Origin of the sequence: Pseudomonas zanjanensis, from assembly GCF_014268745.2 — a bacterium.
GTDB classification, from domain to species: Bacteria; Pseudomonadota; Gammaproteobacteria; order Pseudomonadales; family Pseudomonadaceae; genus Aquipseudomonas; species Aquipseudomonas zanjanensis.
The window spans coordinates 298,227-314,050 of the sequence record NZ_JABWRB020000001.1 but is presented as its reverse complement, the minus strand read 5'-3'; the positions used below and the strand labels follow the sequence as shown (position 1 = coordinate 314,050).

Sequence of the window (15,824 nt, the reverse complement as noted above, 5' to 3'; positions counted from 1 at the left end):
CTCCCGCTGGACTGCGCAGCAGTCCCAAGAACTTGCGGTCGCTGCGCAACCGAGCGGGAGCAAGCTCCCTCGCCACAATGTTCCAACTCGAAGGAATTTTTTCATGACCACACAACGCCCCGCTTCACGCTCCCAACGCCTGAACCAGATCACCCACGAGCCCCACGGCAAGCTCGATGCGCTGGTCAAGGCCCATGCGCCGTTCGACACCCCGGCCAGCTTCGCCCGTTTCGTCGTCGCCCAGTACCTGTTCCAGTCGGAACTGGTGGCGCTGTACAACGACGCCGAACTGGCCGCCTTGATCCCCGACCTGCCAGCCCGCTGCCGTGCCGACGCAGCCAAGGCGGATCTCGCCGACCTGGACACCGAAGTCCCTGGGCCGGTGGCCGGTGCGGTGAAAAACCCGACCCAGGCCGAAGCCCTGGGCTGGCTGTTCGTCTCCGAAGGCTCGAAGCTCGGCGCCGCCTTCCTGATCAAGCGTGCCGTAGGCCTGGGGCTGAGCGAAACCTTCGGCGCCCGGCATCTGGCCGAACCTGACGGCGGGCGTGCCGAAGGCTGGAAAACCTTCACCCGCACCCTCGATGGCCTGACCTTCACCGAACAACAGGAAGCCGAGGCGGACAAAGGCGCGCTGGATGCCTTTAACCGCTTCACGGTGCTGCTGGAACAGGCTTACGAGACCGAGTTGGCCTGATTCGCACAAGGAATCTAGGGTGGATGCATATCTTGCAGTCCACCCAGAAACCAGTGTGGGAGCGGGCTTGCTCGCGAAGGCGGTGGGTCAGTTAACGGTTATGTTGGCTGATATACCGCCTTCGCGAGCAAGCCCGCTCCCACAGGAAATGTGTATGACTGAAAAACGCTGATGAACCATCCGTCGAAACTCACCCAACTGCTCTTCGCCCTGCTCGCCTACACCAGCCTGGCCATCGGCCTGGTCGCCATCGTCGTGCCTGGCCTGCCGACCACCGAGTTCATCCTCTTGGCCGCCTGGGCCGCGACCCGCAGTTCGCCGCGCCTGAGCGCCTGGCTGGAGAACCATCGGCTGTTCGGGCCGATGCTGCACAACTGGCGCAACGGCAAGGTCATCCCGCGCCGGGCCAAGGTCGGTGCCAGCGCCAGCATGCTGCTGTGTGCCGGGCTGATGTTGGTGATGCTCGACCACGGCTGGCCGGTCTACCTGGCGCTCGCCGGCATGGGCCTTGGCAACCTGTGGATCTGGTCGCGACCGGAACAAGCGCGAGGTATTCGTGGCGAGGGAGCTTGCTCCCGCTGGGCCGCAAAGCGGCCCCCAACGGATTTTTGATCTATGCTCGCCCTCTGGTTCAGGAGGGGCTTTCGATGGCAGATCTACTCACATCCATGCAAGCCGCGCTCGGCTTGCCCACGACCCCAATCACCTTCAGCGGCGAAGGCGCCCTGCCCTCGGCGTTCGCCGTCACGGAGCTGGCCAGCGCCAGCATCGCCGCAGCCGGCCAAGCCACCGCCGAGCTCATCCACCAGCAGACCGGCCGCCTGCCCCCCGTCGAAGTCGACCGACGCCTGGCATCGTTCTGGTTCGCCACCTCCCTACGCCCCATCGGCTGGCGCGTGCCGCCGATGTGGGATCCGGTGGCCGGCGACTATGCCTGCGCCGACGGCTGGATTCGCCTGCACACCAACGCGCCGCATCATCGCCTGGCGGCGGAAAAAGTCCTCGGCACCTGCACCGACCGCGCCGACATGGCGGCCAGGGTCACCCGCTGGAACAAGGCCGAGCTGGAGCAAGCCGTGGTCGACGCCGGCGGTTGCGCTGCCCAGATGCGTTCGTGGCAGGCCTGGCAAACTCACCCTCAAGGCATGGCAGTGAATGCCGAACCGCTGGTGCATCTGAGTGAAACGACTGGAGGACAGCAGAAACCCTGGCCTGGCTCCGTGACCCAGCCACTGGCGGGCCTCAGGGTCCTGGACCTGACCCGCGTACTGGCCGGCCCCGTCGCCAGCCGCTTCCTCGCCGGCCTCGGGGCCGACGTGCTGCGCATCGACCCGCCAACCTGGAACGAACCCGGCGTGGTCCCGGAAGTCACCCTGGGCAAACGCTGCGCCCGCCTCGACCTGCATCGAGCCGATGATCGCGCGGCGTTCGAGGCATTGCTCAAGGACACCGACCTCCTCCTGCACGGCTACCGTGCCGACGCTCTGGAACGCCTGGGCTACGGCGCCGAACAGCGCAGTAAACTGGCTCCGGGCCTGATCGACGTCAGCCTCAACGCCTACGGCTGGAGCGGCCCCTGGCAGAACCGGCGCGGCTTCGACAGCCTGGTGCAGATGAGCAGTGGCATTGCCGAAGCCGGCATGGCGTGGAAACACACCGACAAACCGACACCGCTGCCCGTGCAAGCACTGGACCACGGCACCGGCTATCTGCTGGCGGCCAGCGCCTTGGTGCTGTTGGCCCGGCGCCTGCACACGGGCCATGGCGGCTCGGCACGTCTGTCACTGGCACGCACGGCGAAGCTGTTGATCGAGCGTGGCGCAGGGGACTCGAGCCCATTGCGAGCCGAGGCCGAGGATGATCAGGGCCTGGTGATCGAACAGACGCCATGGGGGCCAGCCCACCGGCTGCAGGTGCCCTTGAAAATCACCGGGACGCCGCTGCAATGGACCTTGCCGGCAGCTGAACTGGGGGCGCATCGGGCCCGGTGGTGACATGCACTAGCAGTTTCAACGGCCCCCTGTGGCGAGGGAGCTTGCTCCCGCTGGGGCGCGTAGCGGCCCTATTTTTTTGGGGGCTGCTGCGCAGCCCAGCGGGAGCAAGCTCCCTCGCCACAAGGGTTCGCCTCGGCATTACGGTGAACCTCACAACGCCAAAAACCCACTGTATAACCCATACGCCGCTACACCCGCGCCAAATAGCACACAGGCAAAAACACCTTTTTCCACAGCGGTGAACAAGGGCTGTCCCTGTTCCCACTTGGCCTGGGCAAACAGGATCACTCCGGGTGCATACAACAACGCCGACAGCAGCAGGTATTTCAACCCGCCGGCGTACAGCAGCCACACCGCGTAGCACAGGGCCACGCCACCTATGCACAGGTCTTTCATGCGCTGGGCCGAGGCTCGTTCGTAGGTTTCCCCACGGACGCACAGCAGCACCGCATAAGCGGCCGACCACAGGTACGGCATCAGGATCATCGATGAGGCCAGATAAATCAGGCTGGTGTAGGTGCCGGCGGAAAACAACGTGATCAGCAAAAACAGTTGGATCATGCCATTGGTCAACCACAGCGCATTGACCGGAGCATGGTTGGCATTTTCCTTGGTGAGGAATGCCGGCATGGTCTTGTCCCGGGCGGTGGCGTAGAGGATCTCGGCGCACAGCAGCGCCCAGGACAGCAGCGCCCCCAGTAATGACACCGCCAAGCCCAGGCTGATCAGCAATGCGCCCCAAGGCCCGACAATGTGCTCCAGCACGCCGGCCAGTGACGGGTTCTGCAACTGCGCCAATTCCGGCTGGCTCATGACTCCCAGGGACAACACATTCACCAGCACCAGCAACGCCAGGACACCGAGGAAACCGATCACCGTCGCCCGCCCAACGTCCGCGCGTTTCTGTGCCCGCGCCGAGTACACGCTGGCACCTTCGATACCGATGAACACGAACACCGTGACCAGCATCATGTGCCGCACCTGGTCCATCACGCTGCCCAGGTCCGGGCTCATCGCGCCCCAGATATCGCGGGTGAACACCTCGGCCTTGAAGGCCACGGCGGCCAGGACGATGAACATCAACAGCGGCACGACCTTGGCCACGGTGGTCACCAGGTTGATGAACGCCGCCTCCTTGATGCCCCGCAACACCAGGAAATGCACGGCCCACAACAGCAACGATGCACAGCCGATGGCCACCGGCGTGTTGCCCTGGCCAAACGCCGGGAAGAAATACCCCAAGGTGCTGAACAGCAGCACGAAGTAACCGACATTGCCCATCCAGGCGCTGATCCAGTAACCCCAGGCGGACGAGAAGCCCATGTAGTCACCGAACCCGGCCTTGGCGTAGGCATACACGCCCGAGTCCAATGCCGGTTTGCGATTGGCCAGGGTCTGGAACACGAAAGCCAGGGTGAGCATGCCGACAGCGGTGATGGCCCAGCCGATCAGTACCGCACCGACATCGGCCCTAGCCGCGACGTTTTGCGGCAGGGAAAAGATCCCACCACCGATCATCGACCCCACCACCAGTGCGACCAACGCGCCCAGTGGCAACTTTTCAGTCGGTGGCGACATTTCCCCTCGCTATTTAATAATTAAATAAAAGCCGATAGCGTTTTTGAATAACGCGCGCATTGCAAAGTCCGTTGTCTTATTTATCAGCCACTATTCAATGGCGCTAAATAAAAATACCAGGACAGCCACCTACAAAATAGTTGCGGCTCAGTGGAAATCAACTAGCGTGAATATCCTACGGAAACGCAATCACCCAGCGCCCCTGCAAAAAGCCTCTGGAATAGGCTTTTTGTGCATCTAAACACGCCAACGGACGCTTTAAGTTCTTCATTACAATGGAATGTTGTCATGCACTGATCCAGATCAGCTAATTAACTTTCAAATCGACTTAGTCTGTTGACTCTCTTCTCCTGCATTGGAGTCTCGCATATGTCTGATACCCCCGGAAAACTTCGATTGGGTGCGTTGGTCGCATTGGTCGTCGGCTCAATGATCGGCGGGGGAATCTTTTCCCTGCCACAAAACATGGCGGCCAGTGCCGATGTCGGCGCGGTGCTGATCGGCTGGGCCATCACCGCCGTCGGCATGTTGACCCTGGCCTTCGTGTTCCAGACCCTGGCCAACCGCAAGCCTGATCTGGACGGCGGCGTGTATGCCTATGCCAAGGCCGGGTTCGGCGACTACATGGGTTTTTCGTCGGCCTGGGGCTACTGGATCAGCGCGTGGCTGGGTAACGTCGGTTACTTCGTGCTGCTGTTCAGCACCTTGGGCTACTTCTTTCCGATCTTTGGTGAAGGCAATACCGTCGCGGCGGTGATCGGCGCCTCCGTGCTGCTGTGGGCGGTGCATTTCCTGGTGCTGCGCGGGATCAAGGAAGCCGCGTTCATCAACCTGGTCACCACCGTCGCCAAGATCGTGCCGCTGGTGCTGTTCGTGCTGATCGCCCTGTTCGCTTTCAAGCTCGAGATCTTCACCCGGGACATCTGGGGCACGATGAACCCGGACCTGGGCAGCGTGATGAACCAGGTGCGCAAGATGATGCTGGTCACCGTGTGGGTGTTCATCGGCATCGAGGGCGCGAGCATTTTTTCCGCCCGGGCCGAGAAACGCAGCGACGTCGGCAAGGCCACCGTCATCGGTTTCATCACCGTGCTGCTGTTCCTGGTGCTGGTGAACGTGCTGTCCCTGGGCATCATGACCCAGCCTGAACTGGCGAAGTTGCAGAACCCGTCCATGGCCGCCGTGCTGGAACATGTCGTTGGGCATTGGGGTGCGGTGCTGATCAGCGTCGGCCTGATCATCTCGCTGCTCGGCGCCCTGCTGTCCTGGGTATTGCTGTGCGCCGAGATCATGTTTGCCGCCGCCAAAGACCACACCATGCCCGAGTTCCTGCGCCGGGAGAACGCCAACCACGTACCGGCCAACGCCCTGTGGCTGACCAATGCGATGGTCCAGCTGTTTTTGGTCATCACCCTGTTCTCGGCCAGCACCTACCTGTCACTGATCTACCTCGCCACCTCGATGATCCTCGTGCCGTACCTCTGGTCGGCGGCCTATGCGCTGCTGCTGGCGGTGCGCGGCGAGACCTATGAAGGCTTCGCGGCCGAGCGGCGCAAGGACCTGGTCATCGGGGCCATCGCCCTGATCTATGCGGTGTGGCTGCTGTATGCCGGCGGCATCAAGTACCTGCTGCTCTCCGCCCTGCTCTACGCCCCTGGCGCGATCCTGTTTGCCAAGGCCAAGCGCGAGTTGGGCAAACCGATTTTCACCTCTGTCGAGAAGCTGATTTTCGCCGCGGTGGTCGCAGGCGCCCTCGTGGCCGCCTACGGGCTCTACGACGGCTTCCTGACCTTGTAGTTGGCTGATTGTTTTAACGGGAGGATGTGTAATGACCACGGAAAAAGTGAAGTACGGCGTTCATTCCGAAGCCGGCAAACTGCGTAAAGTCATGGTCTGTTCCCCAGGCCTGGCCCACCAGCGGCTGACCCCGAACAACTGCGACGAGCTGCTGTTCGACGATGTGATCTGGGTCAACCAGGCCAAGCGCGACCATTTCGATTTCGTCACCAAGCTGCGCGAGCGTGACATCGACGTGCTGGAAATGCACAACCTGCTGACCGACATCGTCGCCATCCCCGAAGCCCTGGACTGGATCCTCCAGCGCAAGATCACCGCCAACTCGGTGGGCCTGGGCCTGGTGAATGAAGTCGGTTCGTGGTTGCGCAGCCTGGAACCGCGCCACATCGCCGAATTCCTCATCGGCGGCGTCTCGGCCGATGACCTGCCGGACAGCTTCGGTGGCAAGACTATCCAGATGTTCCGCGACTTTCTCGGGCACTCCAGCTTTATCCTGCCGCCGCTGCCCAATACCCAGTTCACCCGCGACACTACATGCTGGATCTACGGCGGCGTGACCTTGAACCCGATGTACTGGCCGGCGCGCCGACAGGAAACCCTGCTGGCCAGCGCCATCTATAAATTCCATCCGGAGTTCACCCACGCGGACTTTCAGGTCTGGTACGGCGACCCGGACCAGGACCACGGCAACGCCACCCTTGAAGGCGGCGACGTCATGCCCATCGGCAACGGCGTGGTGTTGATCGGCATGGGCGAACGCTCGTCCCGCCAGGCCATCGGCCAGTTGGCGCTGAACCTGTTCAAGCACAAGGCGGTGGAACGGGTGATTGTCGCCGGCTTGCCGAAATCCCGGGCCGCCATGCACCTGGACACCGTGTTCAGTTTCTGCGACCGCGACCTGGTCACGGTATTCCCCGAAGTGGTGAGCCAGATCGTCGCCTTCTCCCTGCGCCCTGACGAGAGCAAGCCCGGCGGCATCGACGTGCGCCGCGAGGACGGCAGCTTCCTCGACACCGTGGCCGCCGCCCTCAAGCTACCCGCGTTGCGAGTCGTGGAAACCGGCGGCAACAGCTTCGCCGCCGAACGCGAGCAATGGGACGACGGCAACAACGTCGTGGCGGTGGAACCGGGCGTGGTGATCGGCTACGACCGCAATACCTACACCAATACCCTGCTGCGCAAGGCCGGCGTGGAAGTCATCACCATCAGCGCCAGCGAACTGGGCCGGGGCCGGGGCGGTGGCCATTGCATGACCTGCCCGATCATCCGCGACCCGATCGATTACTGACTTCGAGCCGGGGCCGTTCCTTATCCAAAATCGGTCTCGGGGATAACCTACACCAGAGGAGATCCACACCATGGCGTTCAACATGCGCAACCGCAGCCTGCTGAGCCTGATGCACCACACCAACCGCGAGCTGCACTTTCTGCTGGACCTGTCCCGCGACCTCAAGCGTGCCAAGTACACCGGCACCGAACAGCCGCACCTCAAGGGCAAGAACATCGCGCTGATCTTCGAGAAAACCTCGACCCGCACCCGCTGCGCCTTCGAAGTCGCCGCCCACGACCAGGGCGCCCACGTCACCTACATCGACCCGGTGTCGTCGCAGATCGGCCACAAGGAAAGCATGAAAGACACCGCCCGGGTCCTGGGGCGGATGTTCGACGCCATCGAATACCGTGGCTTCGAGCAGGAGATCGTCGAGGAGCTGGCCACGTTCGCCGGGGTGCCGGTGTTCAACGGCCTGACCGCCGAATTCCACCCGACCCAAATGATCGCCGACACCCTGACCATGCGCGAACACAGCGACAAGCCGCTGCATGACATCAGCTACGCCTACCTGGGCGATGCCCGCTATAACATGGGCAATTCGTTGCTGATGATCGGCGCGAAGCTGGGCATGGACGTGCGCATCGGTGCGCCAAAAGCCTTGTGGCCGCACCAGGATTTCATCGACCAGTGCCAGGCCTTCGCCGCCGAAAGTGGCGCCCGCCTGACCATCACCGAAGACCCGAGGGAAGCCGTCAAGGGCGTGGACTTCATCCACACCGACATCTGGGTGTCCATGGGCGAGCCGGTGGAGGCCTGGGATGAGCGCATCGAGCAATTGCTGCCCTACCAGGTCAACGCGCAGATGATGAAGGCCTCGGGCAACCCACGGGTGAAATTCATGCACTGCCTGCCGGCGTTCCATAACAGTGAAACCAAGGTCGGCAAGGACATCGCCGCACGCTACCCGAACCTGGCCAACGGCGTGGAAGTGACCGAGGAGGTGTTCGAATCCCCGGCCAACATCGCCTTCGAGCAGGCGGAAAATCGCATGCACACCATCAAGGCGATCCTGGTGGCGGCGTTGGCGGATATTTAAACCCTAGCCCGCCCCCATGTAGGAATGCGATCCAATGTGGGAGCGGGCTTGCTCGCGAAAGCGGTGTATCAGTCCAGATAAATATTGCCTGTAACACCGCTTTCGCGAGCAAGCCCGCTCCCACAGTTGGACTGCGTCGTTCGATCCATTTTTTAAAGGACAGCACCATGCGCATCGTCGTTGCCCTGGGCGGTAACGCCCTCCTGCGTCGGGGTGAACCCATGACCGCAGCCAATCAACGCAGCAACATCCGCACCGCGACCGAACAGATCGCCAAGATCCACCCCGGCAACCAACTGGTCATCGCCCACGGCAACGGTCCGCAAGTCGGCCTGCTGTCGCTGCAGGCGGCGGCCTACACCTCGGTCACGCCGTATCCGCTGGACGTGCTCGGCGCCGAAACCGAGGGCATGATCGGCTACATCATCGAACAGGAACTGGGCAATCTGCTGGACTTCGAAGTCCCCTTCGCCACGCTCCTGACCCAGGTTGAAGTGGACGCCAACGACCCGGCCTTCCAAACCCCCACCAAGCCCATCGGCCCGGTCTACAGCCGGGAAGAAGCACAGGAACTGGCCGCTGAAAAAGGCTGGGCCATCGCCCCGGACGGCGACAAGTTCCGTCGCGTGGTCGCCAGCCCCAGGCCCAAGCGCATCTTTGAAATCCGCCCGATCAAATGGCTGCTGGAAAAAGGCAGTATCGTGATCTGCGCCGGCGGTGGCGGCATCCCGACGATGTACGACGCCGACGGCAAGCTGCAAGGCGTGGAAGCGGTGATCGACAAGGACTTGTGCTCGGCGCTGCTGGCTGAACAGCTGGAAAGCGATCTGCTGGTGATCGCCACCGACGTCAACGCCGCGTTCATCGACTTTGGCAAGCCGACCCAGAAAGCCATCGCCCAGGCCCATCCCGACGAACTGGAACGGCTCGGCTTCGCCGCCGGTTCCATGGGGCCGAAAGTGCAGGCCGCCTGTGAATTCGCGCGCAACACCGGCAAGGTCGCGGTGATCGGGTCGCTGTCGGACATCGATGCTATCGTCCAGGGCACCGCCGGCACGCGCATCAGCACGGCGACGCCGGGCATTGTTTATCGCTAACGGGAAAACTTATGCGGCAGGCACGGTGTCTGCCGTTCTCCATGCCTTCGAAGGAGAGTCGTTTATGGCCACGTTCAAACCCGGTCACCTGCACATGGAACGCCATGCGCTGAACAAGGATGATTTCAGCTACAACCTGTGCATCGACTACAAGCTCGATCGGAATGACAAGGGCGAGACGGGCATGTCGTTCCAACTGCACGGCACGGTGGAAGAAAAAACCCTGGACGAAACCTTTTTCCTGGCCAAGGACCAGGCCTTCGACTTCGCCCGCCATGCCACGCGCATCGCCCAGAAATACGGCCTGCCCAAGGCTGCCAGCATCGGTTCGATGCACAAGTACTACGACGAAATGTTCGAAGACGTGCGCCACCAACTGGACGTCAAGCCGGGCGACCCGATGAAGCCGGAGCACCTGGAATAACTGGCTGGGAAACGCTGCCATTCCTGACATGAAATGAACCTGTGGCGAGGGAGCTTGCTCCCGCTGGGCCGCGCAGCGGCCCCAAGCTCTTGCGGTCGCTGCGCAACCGAGCGGGAGCAAGCTCCCTCGCCACAATGAAGCAGGGCTTCAGCCTGAAGCCTGGGCCCAACAGGGGAATATCAGTGTTCTGAATATCGGGTTACACACAAGACCTGCCTGGCTGGCAACTCGCTATAGCTGACCTATGCTGAATACAGTACCCCCGGGTATTCGTTCAGAGGTCACCGCCATGAACATCAAAACAAGAAGACGCCTCGCCATTTTCGTCACTTGCGCCGCTACGCTTGCGCTGTATGGCACGGCGGCCTACCGGGTCGAGCAGGCCAGGCAACTGCCCCGTGAATACGCCAGCTGCAACTTCGAACGCTGCATCCCCCACAGCGCAACCCTGAACGCCCTGCGCTGAGGCGTGGTCAGTCTTCCTGTTGATCGGTCTTGAGCCGGTCCCGGAACGCCTTGGGCGAGATGCCGACGCGCCGGCGGAACAGCCGGGTGAAGTTGGTCGGGTCGGAAAACCCGAGCAGTTCGGAAATCTCGTAGATGGTCATGCCGGTGTAGGTCAGCAGGCGCTTGGCTTCCAGCAACTGGCGCTCATGCATGATCTGCAACGCCGGTTGACCCGCCAGTTCACGACAGGTGCCGTTGAGGTGCGACACGGAAATGCCCAGGCGATGGGCCAGGTCTTCGACCTTGACGTGCTCGCGATAGGTTTCTTCCACCAACTGAATGAAACCGTTGAGGTACTCCCGGGCCCGTTGCGGGCGCTGGGCCTGGGTGTGGCGCTGCATCACCTGGCGACTGACCCAGACCATGATCACGCTGACCAGGGCATGCATGAGCATTTCCCGGGCCGGTTGATGGCCCATGTACTCATTCTGCAAGGCACTGAACAGGCTGTTGAGGTACTCGGCATTCTCGAGGGCCGGGTAGCTTTCGGCCTGGGCCAGCACGTTGACCGAATGCCCCAGCTGCGCTTGCAGGTGCGTGACCAGCGGCGCCGCCAACGTCACCACGTAACCTTCCACATCCTCGGAAAAACGAAAGCCATGGACCGACAGCGGCGGCAGGATCTGCACGGCCGGCTCGGTGAGTTGCGTGCGCCGGCCTTCGATTTCCAGTTCCGCCTGGCCCTTGAAGACAAACAGCAACTGGCACAGGTCGGCGTGCCGATGGGGTTTGATTTCCCATTGGTGCTCGCGGCTGCGCTTGGAGATGGTCTCGCAGTGCAGCAGATCCGGCGTCGGCCATTCCTGGCTCTCACCGTAGAGCTTGAACACCGGGATCGAAGGCAGGTCAGGTTTTTTCATAACGTGGATCCGGGCCTGGGGTTGCGGGCGATAATCGCACCAATTGGCGAAAAGAACAGGTATCGGCTCAGTTTTCCCCTTCAACTGACAGGTCCGCAAGCGAAAAATGCAGGCACTCGGTCCATAACAATCAACACCGACCCTGGTCGCGTGCTTCGTGCGAGTCATAAGAACAATGAAAACCCTCAAGACCCAAGTCGCTATCATCGGCGCCGGCCCCTCTGGCCTGCTGCTCGGCCAGTTGTTGCACAACGCCGGGATCGACACTGTCATCCTCGAACGCCAGGCCCCGGACTATGTCTTGGGCCGCATCCGCGCCGGTGTGCTGGAGCAAGGCATGGTCGAGCTGCTGCGCCAGGCCGGCGTTGGCCAGCGCATGGACGCCGAAGGCCTGCCCCATGACGGCTTTGAACTGGTGCTCAACGATCGGCGGGTGCACATCGACCTCAAGGGCCTGACCGGCGGTAAAAACGTCATGGTCTACGGCCAGACCGAAGTCACCCGTGACTTGATGGCCGCCCGCGAAGCCGCCGGCGCCCGCACCCTGTACCTGGCCAGCGACGCCCAGCCCCACGACATGCAAACCGAGCATCCCTTCGTGACCTTCGAACACGAAGGGCAAACCTGGCGCCTGGACTGCGACTACATTGCCGGTTGCGACGGTTTCCACGGCGTGGCCCGCCAGTCCATTCCAGCGGAAAAGCTCAAGGTCTTCGAGCGCGTCTACCCGTTTGGCTGGCTCGGCGTACTGGCCGACACCCCGCCGGTGCACGAGGAGCTGGTCTACGCGCGGCACGACCGCGGGTTTGCCCTGTGCAGCATGCGCTCCAAGACCCGCACCCGTTATTACCTGCAAGTCCCCGCCGAGGAACACGTCGCCGACTGGCCTGACGAGCGCTTCTGGAGTGAACTGAAAAACCGCCTGCCCGCCGACCTGGCCGACGCCCTGGTGACCGGCCCCTCCATCGAAAAAAGCATCGCGCCCCTGCGCAGCTTCGTGGTCGAACCGATGCAGCATGGGCGGATGTTCCTGGTGGGCGACGCGGCCCACATCGTCCCACCGACGGGGGCCAAGGGCTTGAACCTGGCGGCCAGCGATGTCAGCACGCTGTTCAACATCTTGCTCAAGGTCTATCGCGACGGCCGTGTGGACTTGCTGGAACAATATTCGGCCATCTGCCTGCGACGCGTGTGGAAAGCCGAGCGGTTCTCCTGGTGGATGACGTCGATGCTGCACCGCTTCGACGACGACGCCTTCAACCAGCGCATCAGCGAAGCCGAACTGGAGTATTTCCTCGACTCCGAGGCCGGTCGAAAAACCATTGCGGAAAATTACGTCGGGCTTCCTTACGAGGCTATCGAATAGCCGCCTATCGACTTAAACTGCGGGCTTCATCCCATTCGCCTCTTTGGCGCGACGCCCGCAGGTTCTGTCGTGACTCAGCTCAATACGCTCCAAGCCCCAAAACCGGCCATTCGCAGCGTACTGGTTGCCCTGATGCTGGCGATTTTCCTCGGTGCGCTGGACCAGACCATCGTCGCCGTCTCGATGCCGGCCATCTCCGCACAATTCGCCGACGTCAGCCTGCTGGCCTGGGTGATTTCCGGCTACATGGTCGCCATGACCGTGGCGGTGCCGATCTACGGCAAGCTTGGCGACCTTTATGGCCGCCGACCACTGATGTTGTTCGGCATGGGCCTGTTCACCCTGGCCTCGCTGTTCTGTGGCCTGGCGCAAAACATGGAACAACTGGTACTGGCGCGGATTTTCCAGGGCATCGGCGCCGGCGGGATGATTTCGGTGAGCCAGGCGATCATCGGTGACATCATCCCGCCCCGGGAGAGGGGTCGCTACCAGGGGTATTTCAGCAGCATGTACGCGGTGGCCAGCGTGGCCGGGCCGGTGCTCGGTGGCTACATGACCGAATACCTGTCGTGGCGCTGGGTGTTCTGGATCAACCTGCCACTGGGCCTCGTGGCCTGGTGGGTGGCCCGGCGCACCCTGGTCGGGCTGCCAGTACCGCAACGCACGCCGATCATCGATTACCTGGGCACCGTGTTGCTGATCATCGGCCTGACAGCATTGTTGCTGGGGATTACCCAGGTCGGCCAAGGCCATGCCTGGCACAGCCCTGAAGTGCTGGGGTTGCTGGGTTGCGCGGGGGTAGCGCTGGGGATGTTCGCCTGGCACGAGCGCCGGGCCCGGGAACCGTTGCTGCCGATGCACCTGTTCGTCAACCGCAGCGCGGTGCTGTGCTGGTGCACGGTGTTCTTCACCAGTTTCCAGGCGATTTCCCTGACGGTGCTGGTGCCGTTGCGCTTCCAGAGCGTGACCGGCGCCGGTGCTGACAGCGCCGCGTTGCACTTGTTGCCGCTGGCGATGGGGCTGCCCATTGGCGCGTATTTCGCCGGCCGCCGAACCTCGGTCACGGGGCGCTACAAACCGATGATCCTCAGCGGCGCCCTGCTCTTTCCATTCGCGATCCTCGGCATGGCCTTCACCGCGCCTGACGCGTTCTGGCTCAGCAGCCTGTTCATGCTGCTCAGCGGCATCGCCTCCGGCATGCAATTTCCCACGTCGCTGGTGGGTTCGCAAAACGCCGTGCAGCAACAGGACATCGGCGTCGCCACCAGCACCACCAACCTGTTCCGCTCCCTCGGCGGCGCGGTGGGCGTGGCCTTGATGTCGGCGTTGCTGCTGGCCTTGCTGCAGGATTCAAGCTTCGCCCAGCTCACCGGTTCGTCGCCGCTCGGCGAAGGGCATTCCGGCAACGTCTTGCTCGACGGCCTCAACGCTGCCCCGGGCGAGGCGCAGCATGCCTTGCGCCAGGCGTTGCAGGCGACGTTCCGGCATTTGCTGCTGATCAGCGCGGCGGTGTCGCTGCTGGGGTTGGCCGCAGCGGTAGCGATGCCTGATCGCCTGTTGCGGGGGCGGGATGACAAGGCTGGATAACCTGCAACACACCACCTCTGTGGCGAGGGAGCTTGCTCCCGCTGGGCCGCGAAGCGGCCCCAAAAATGGTGCGGTCGCTGCGCAACCGAGCGGGAGCAAGCTCCCTCGCCACAAAAGCATCGGCGCCACAAAATCTCATTAGGCCGTCGCCACGACACCTTCGGGCACCACCACTGCACTCATCCCATCCTTCATCCGCTTGGCATCGCGCACGAAGCAGCGTGACGCCAGGAACAGGAACACCATGGTCAGGAGCAACGCCACCGGGATCAGGTACATCGCGTCATGCAGGCCGATGGCCTTGAAGGCTTCGGTCATCTGCGGGGCGCCTGCGGTCGCCATGGCCGTGCGGGCGAAGTAGTCGGACAAGCCGCCCACCACCACCGGCCCCAGGCCGCCGCCGAGCAAATACAGCCCGGCAAAGTACAACGCCATCGCCGTGGCGCGCAGGCGCGGCTCCACCACGTCCTGGATCGCGGTGTAGACGCAGGTGTAAAAGTTATAGGCAAACAGCCAACCGACGCTGAACACCGCCACGAACACGCCGATTTCTATGCGCCCGGCATGCAGGGCCCACGCCGTGGTGACCGTCGAAATCGCCAGGCTGAACGCGGCAAACAGCAGGCGGCCGTTGGGCACGCACTGGTGGATCTTGTCGGCGACCCAGCCGCCCAGGGTGAGCCCGAACAAGCCCGTCACGCCCACCATGATCCCGGTCGCCACGGCCGCCTCGTGCAGCGGCATCAGGAAATAACGCTGCAGCATCGGCACCAGGAATGAGTTGCAGGCATAGGTCGCGAAGTTGAAGCACAGCCCCGCCAGCACCAACCAAAGAAAGGTCGGAATCGCCAGCACCCGGCGGACCGGTTTGTCGATCTTTTCCTGGGACACCTGCACGGTTTCCGCCGCGCCGCGCTTGGGCTCCTTGATGAAAAACATGAACACCGCCAGCACCAGCCCCGGCACCGCCGCGATGAAGAACGGCGCGCGCCAGCTGTCGAAGGCCTTGACCATCGCGCCGATGGTGAAAAACGCCAGCAGCAGCCCCAGCGGCAGCCCGAGCATGAAAATGCCCATGGCCCGCGCCCGCCGATGGGCCGGGAACAGATCGCCAATCAAAGAGTTGGCCGCCGGCGCGTAGCTGGCCTCGCCGATGCCGACGCCCATGCGCACCACCAAAAACGCCCAGAAACTGCCGACCAGGCCGTTCACCGCCGTCAGCCCGCTCCAAGCCGCAAGCCCCCAGCCCATCAATTTGCTGCGCGAACCGTTATCGGCCATGCGCCCCAGGGGCAAACCGGCAATGGCATAAACGATGGTGAACGCGGTGCCGATGATGCCGATCTGGAAGTCACTGAGGCTCCATTCCATGCGGATCGGCTCGATGATGATCGCCGGGATGGTGCGGTCGAAGAAATTGAACAGGTTGGCCAGGAACAACAGGAACAGAATGCGCCAGGCATTCGCCGCTTGGGTCGAGTTCTGCATGGGTCCGTCTCTTTTATTGTTATGGGCCAACGATCCGTGGCCTGGTTATGCAATCTAGACAGC

General features: G+C 62.7%; 14 protein-coding genes. 11 read left to right on the top strand and 3 right to left on the bottom strand.

Annotated elements, in window-relative coordinates; genetic code table 11:
• Positions 1-103 precede the first annotated feature (103 nt).
• The 3 genes from HU715_RS01505 to HU715_RS01495 all read left to right on the top strand — a co-directional run bounded on the left by HU715_RS01505 (position 104) and on the right by HU715_RS01495 (position 2,688).
• Positions 104-694 (top strand): biliverdin-producing heme oxygenase, encoded by a 591-nt coding sequence (locus tag HU715_RS01505; protein WP_186709235.1) that lies wholly within the window; start codon positions 104-106, stop codon positions 692-694.
• 171 nt (positions 695-865) lie between these two features.
• A complete protein-coding gene (locus HU715_RS01500) occupies positions 866-1,306 on the top strand; it encodes a YbaN family protein (protein ID WP_186709237.1) in 441 nt (146 codons plus the stop codon).
• A 35-nt stretch (positions 1,307-1,341) separates the two neighbouring features.
• On the top strand, positions 1,342-2,688 hold the full coding sequence (locus tag HU715_RS01495) for a CoA transferase (protein ID WP_186709239.1): 1,347 nt from the start codon (positions 1,342-1,344) through the stop codon (positions 2,686-2,688).
• Positions 2,689-2,838: 150 nt separating this feature from the next.
• Here the strand turns inward: HU715_RS01495 and arcD (HU715_RS01490) are convergent, their stop codons facing one another.
• On the bottom strand, positions 2,839-4,266 hold the full coding sequence (gene arcD, locus HU715_RS01490; protein ID WP_217884303.1) for an arginine-ornithine antiporter: 1,428 nt from the start codon (positions 4,264-4,266) through the stop codon (positions 2,839-2,841).
• A gap of 369 nt (positions 4,267-4,635) precedes the next feature.
• Between arcD (HU715_RS01490) and arcD (HU715_RS01485) the strand changes: the two genes are divergently transcribed.
• From arcD (HU715_RS01485) to HU715_RS01460, 6 genes are all read left to right on the top strand, one after another.
• Positions 4,636-6,063: an arginine-ornithine antiporter gene (gene arcD / locus HU715_RS01485; RefSeq protein ID WP_217884302.1), complete on the top strand. Its 1,428-nt coding sequence runs from the start codon at positions 4,636-4,638 to the stop codon at positions 6,061-6,063.
• 31 nt (positions 6,064-6,094) lie between these two features.
• A complete protein-coding gene (gene arcA, locus HU715_RS01480; RefSeq protein WP_186708480.1) occupies positions 6,095-7,351 on the top strand; it encodes an arginine deiminase in 1,257 nt (418 codons plus the stop codon).
• A gap of 70 nt (positions 7,352-7,421) precedes the next feature.
• A complete protein-coding gene (locus tag HU715_RS01475; RefSeq protein ID WP_186708478.1) occupies positions 7,422-8,432 on the top strand; it encodes an ornithine carbamoyltransferase in 1,011 nt (336 codons plus the stop codon).
• A 167-nt stretch (positions 8,433-8,599) separates the two neighbouring features.
• Positions 8,600-9,529 (top strand): carbamate kinase, encoded by a 930-nt coding sequence (gene arcC / locus HU715_RS01470; protein WP_186708476.1) that lies wholly within the window; start codon positions 8,600-8,602, stop codon positions 9,527-9,529.
• Between the two features lie 64 nt (positions 9,530-9,593).
• On the top strand, positions 9,594-9,953 hold the full coding sequence (locus tag HU715_RS01465) for a DUF5064 family protein (protein WP_186708475.1): 360 nt from the start codon (positions 9,594-9,596) through the stop codon (positions 9,951-9,953).
• A 289-nt stretch (positions 9,954-10,242) separates the two neighbouring features.
• Positions 10,243-10,419, top strand: a complete 177-nt coding sequence (locus tag HU715_RS01460; protein ID WP_162843733.1) for a hypothetical protein — start codon at positions 10,243-10,245, stop codon at positions 10,417-10,419.
• Between the two features lie 7 nt (positions 10,420-10,426).
• Here the strand turns inward: HU715_RS01460 and HU715_RS01455 are convergent, their stop codons facing one another.
• Entirely contained in the window at positions 10,427-11,320 is an 894-nt protein-coding gene (locus HU715_RS01455; protein WP_186708473.1) for a helix-turn-helix domain-containing protein, read from the bottom strand.
• A gap of 175 nt (positions 11,321-11,495) precedes the next feature.
• Here HU715_RS01455 and pobA point away from each other — a divergent pair, with 175 nt between their 5' ends.
• Together pobA and HU715_RS01445 are read left to right on the top strand one after the other, a co-directional pair.
• On the top strand, positions 11,496-12,686 hold the full coding sequence (gene pobA / locus HU715_RS01450; RefSeq protein WP_186708471.1) for a 4-hydroxybenzoate 3-monooxygenase: 1,191 nt from the start codon (positions 11,496-11,498) through the stop codon (positions 12,684-12,686).
• A gap of 69 nt (positions 12,687-12,755) precedes the next feature.
• Positions 12,756-14,273: an MDR family MFS transporter gene (locus HU715_RS01445; protein WP_186708469.1), complete on the top strand. Its 1,518-nt coding sequence runs from the start codon at positions 12,756-12,758 to the stop codon at positions 14,271-14,273.
• A gap of 138 nt (positions 14,274-14,411) precedes the next feature.
• Here the strand turns inward: HU715_RS01445 and HU715_RS01440 are convergent, their stop codons facing one another.
• Positions 14,412-15,761 carry a spinster family MFS transporter gene (locus HU715_RS01440; RefSeq protein WP_186708467.1) on the bottom strand — a complete coding sequence of 450 codons (1,350 nt, stop codon included), beginning with the start codon at positions 15,759-15,761 and terminating at the stop codon, positions 14,412-14,414.
• Between the last annotated feature and the right edge of the window lie 63 nt (positions 15,762-15,824).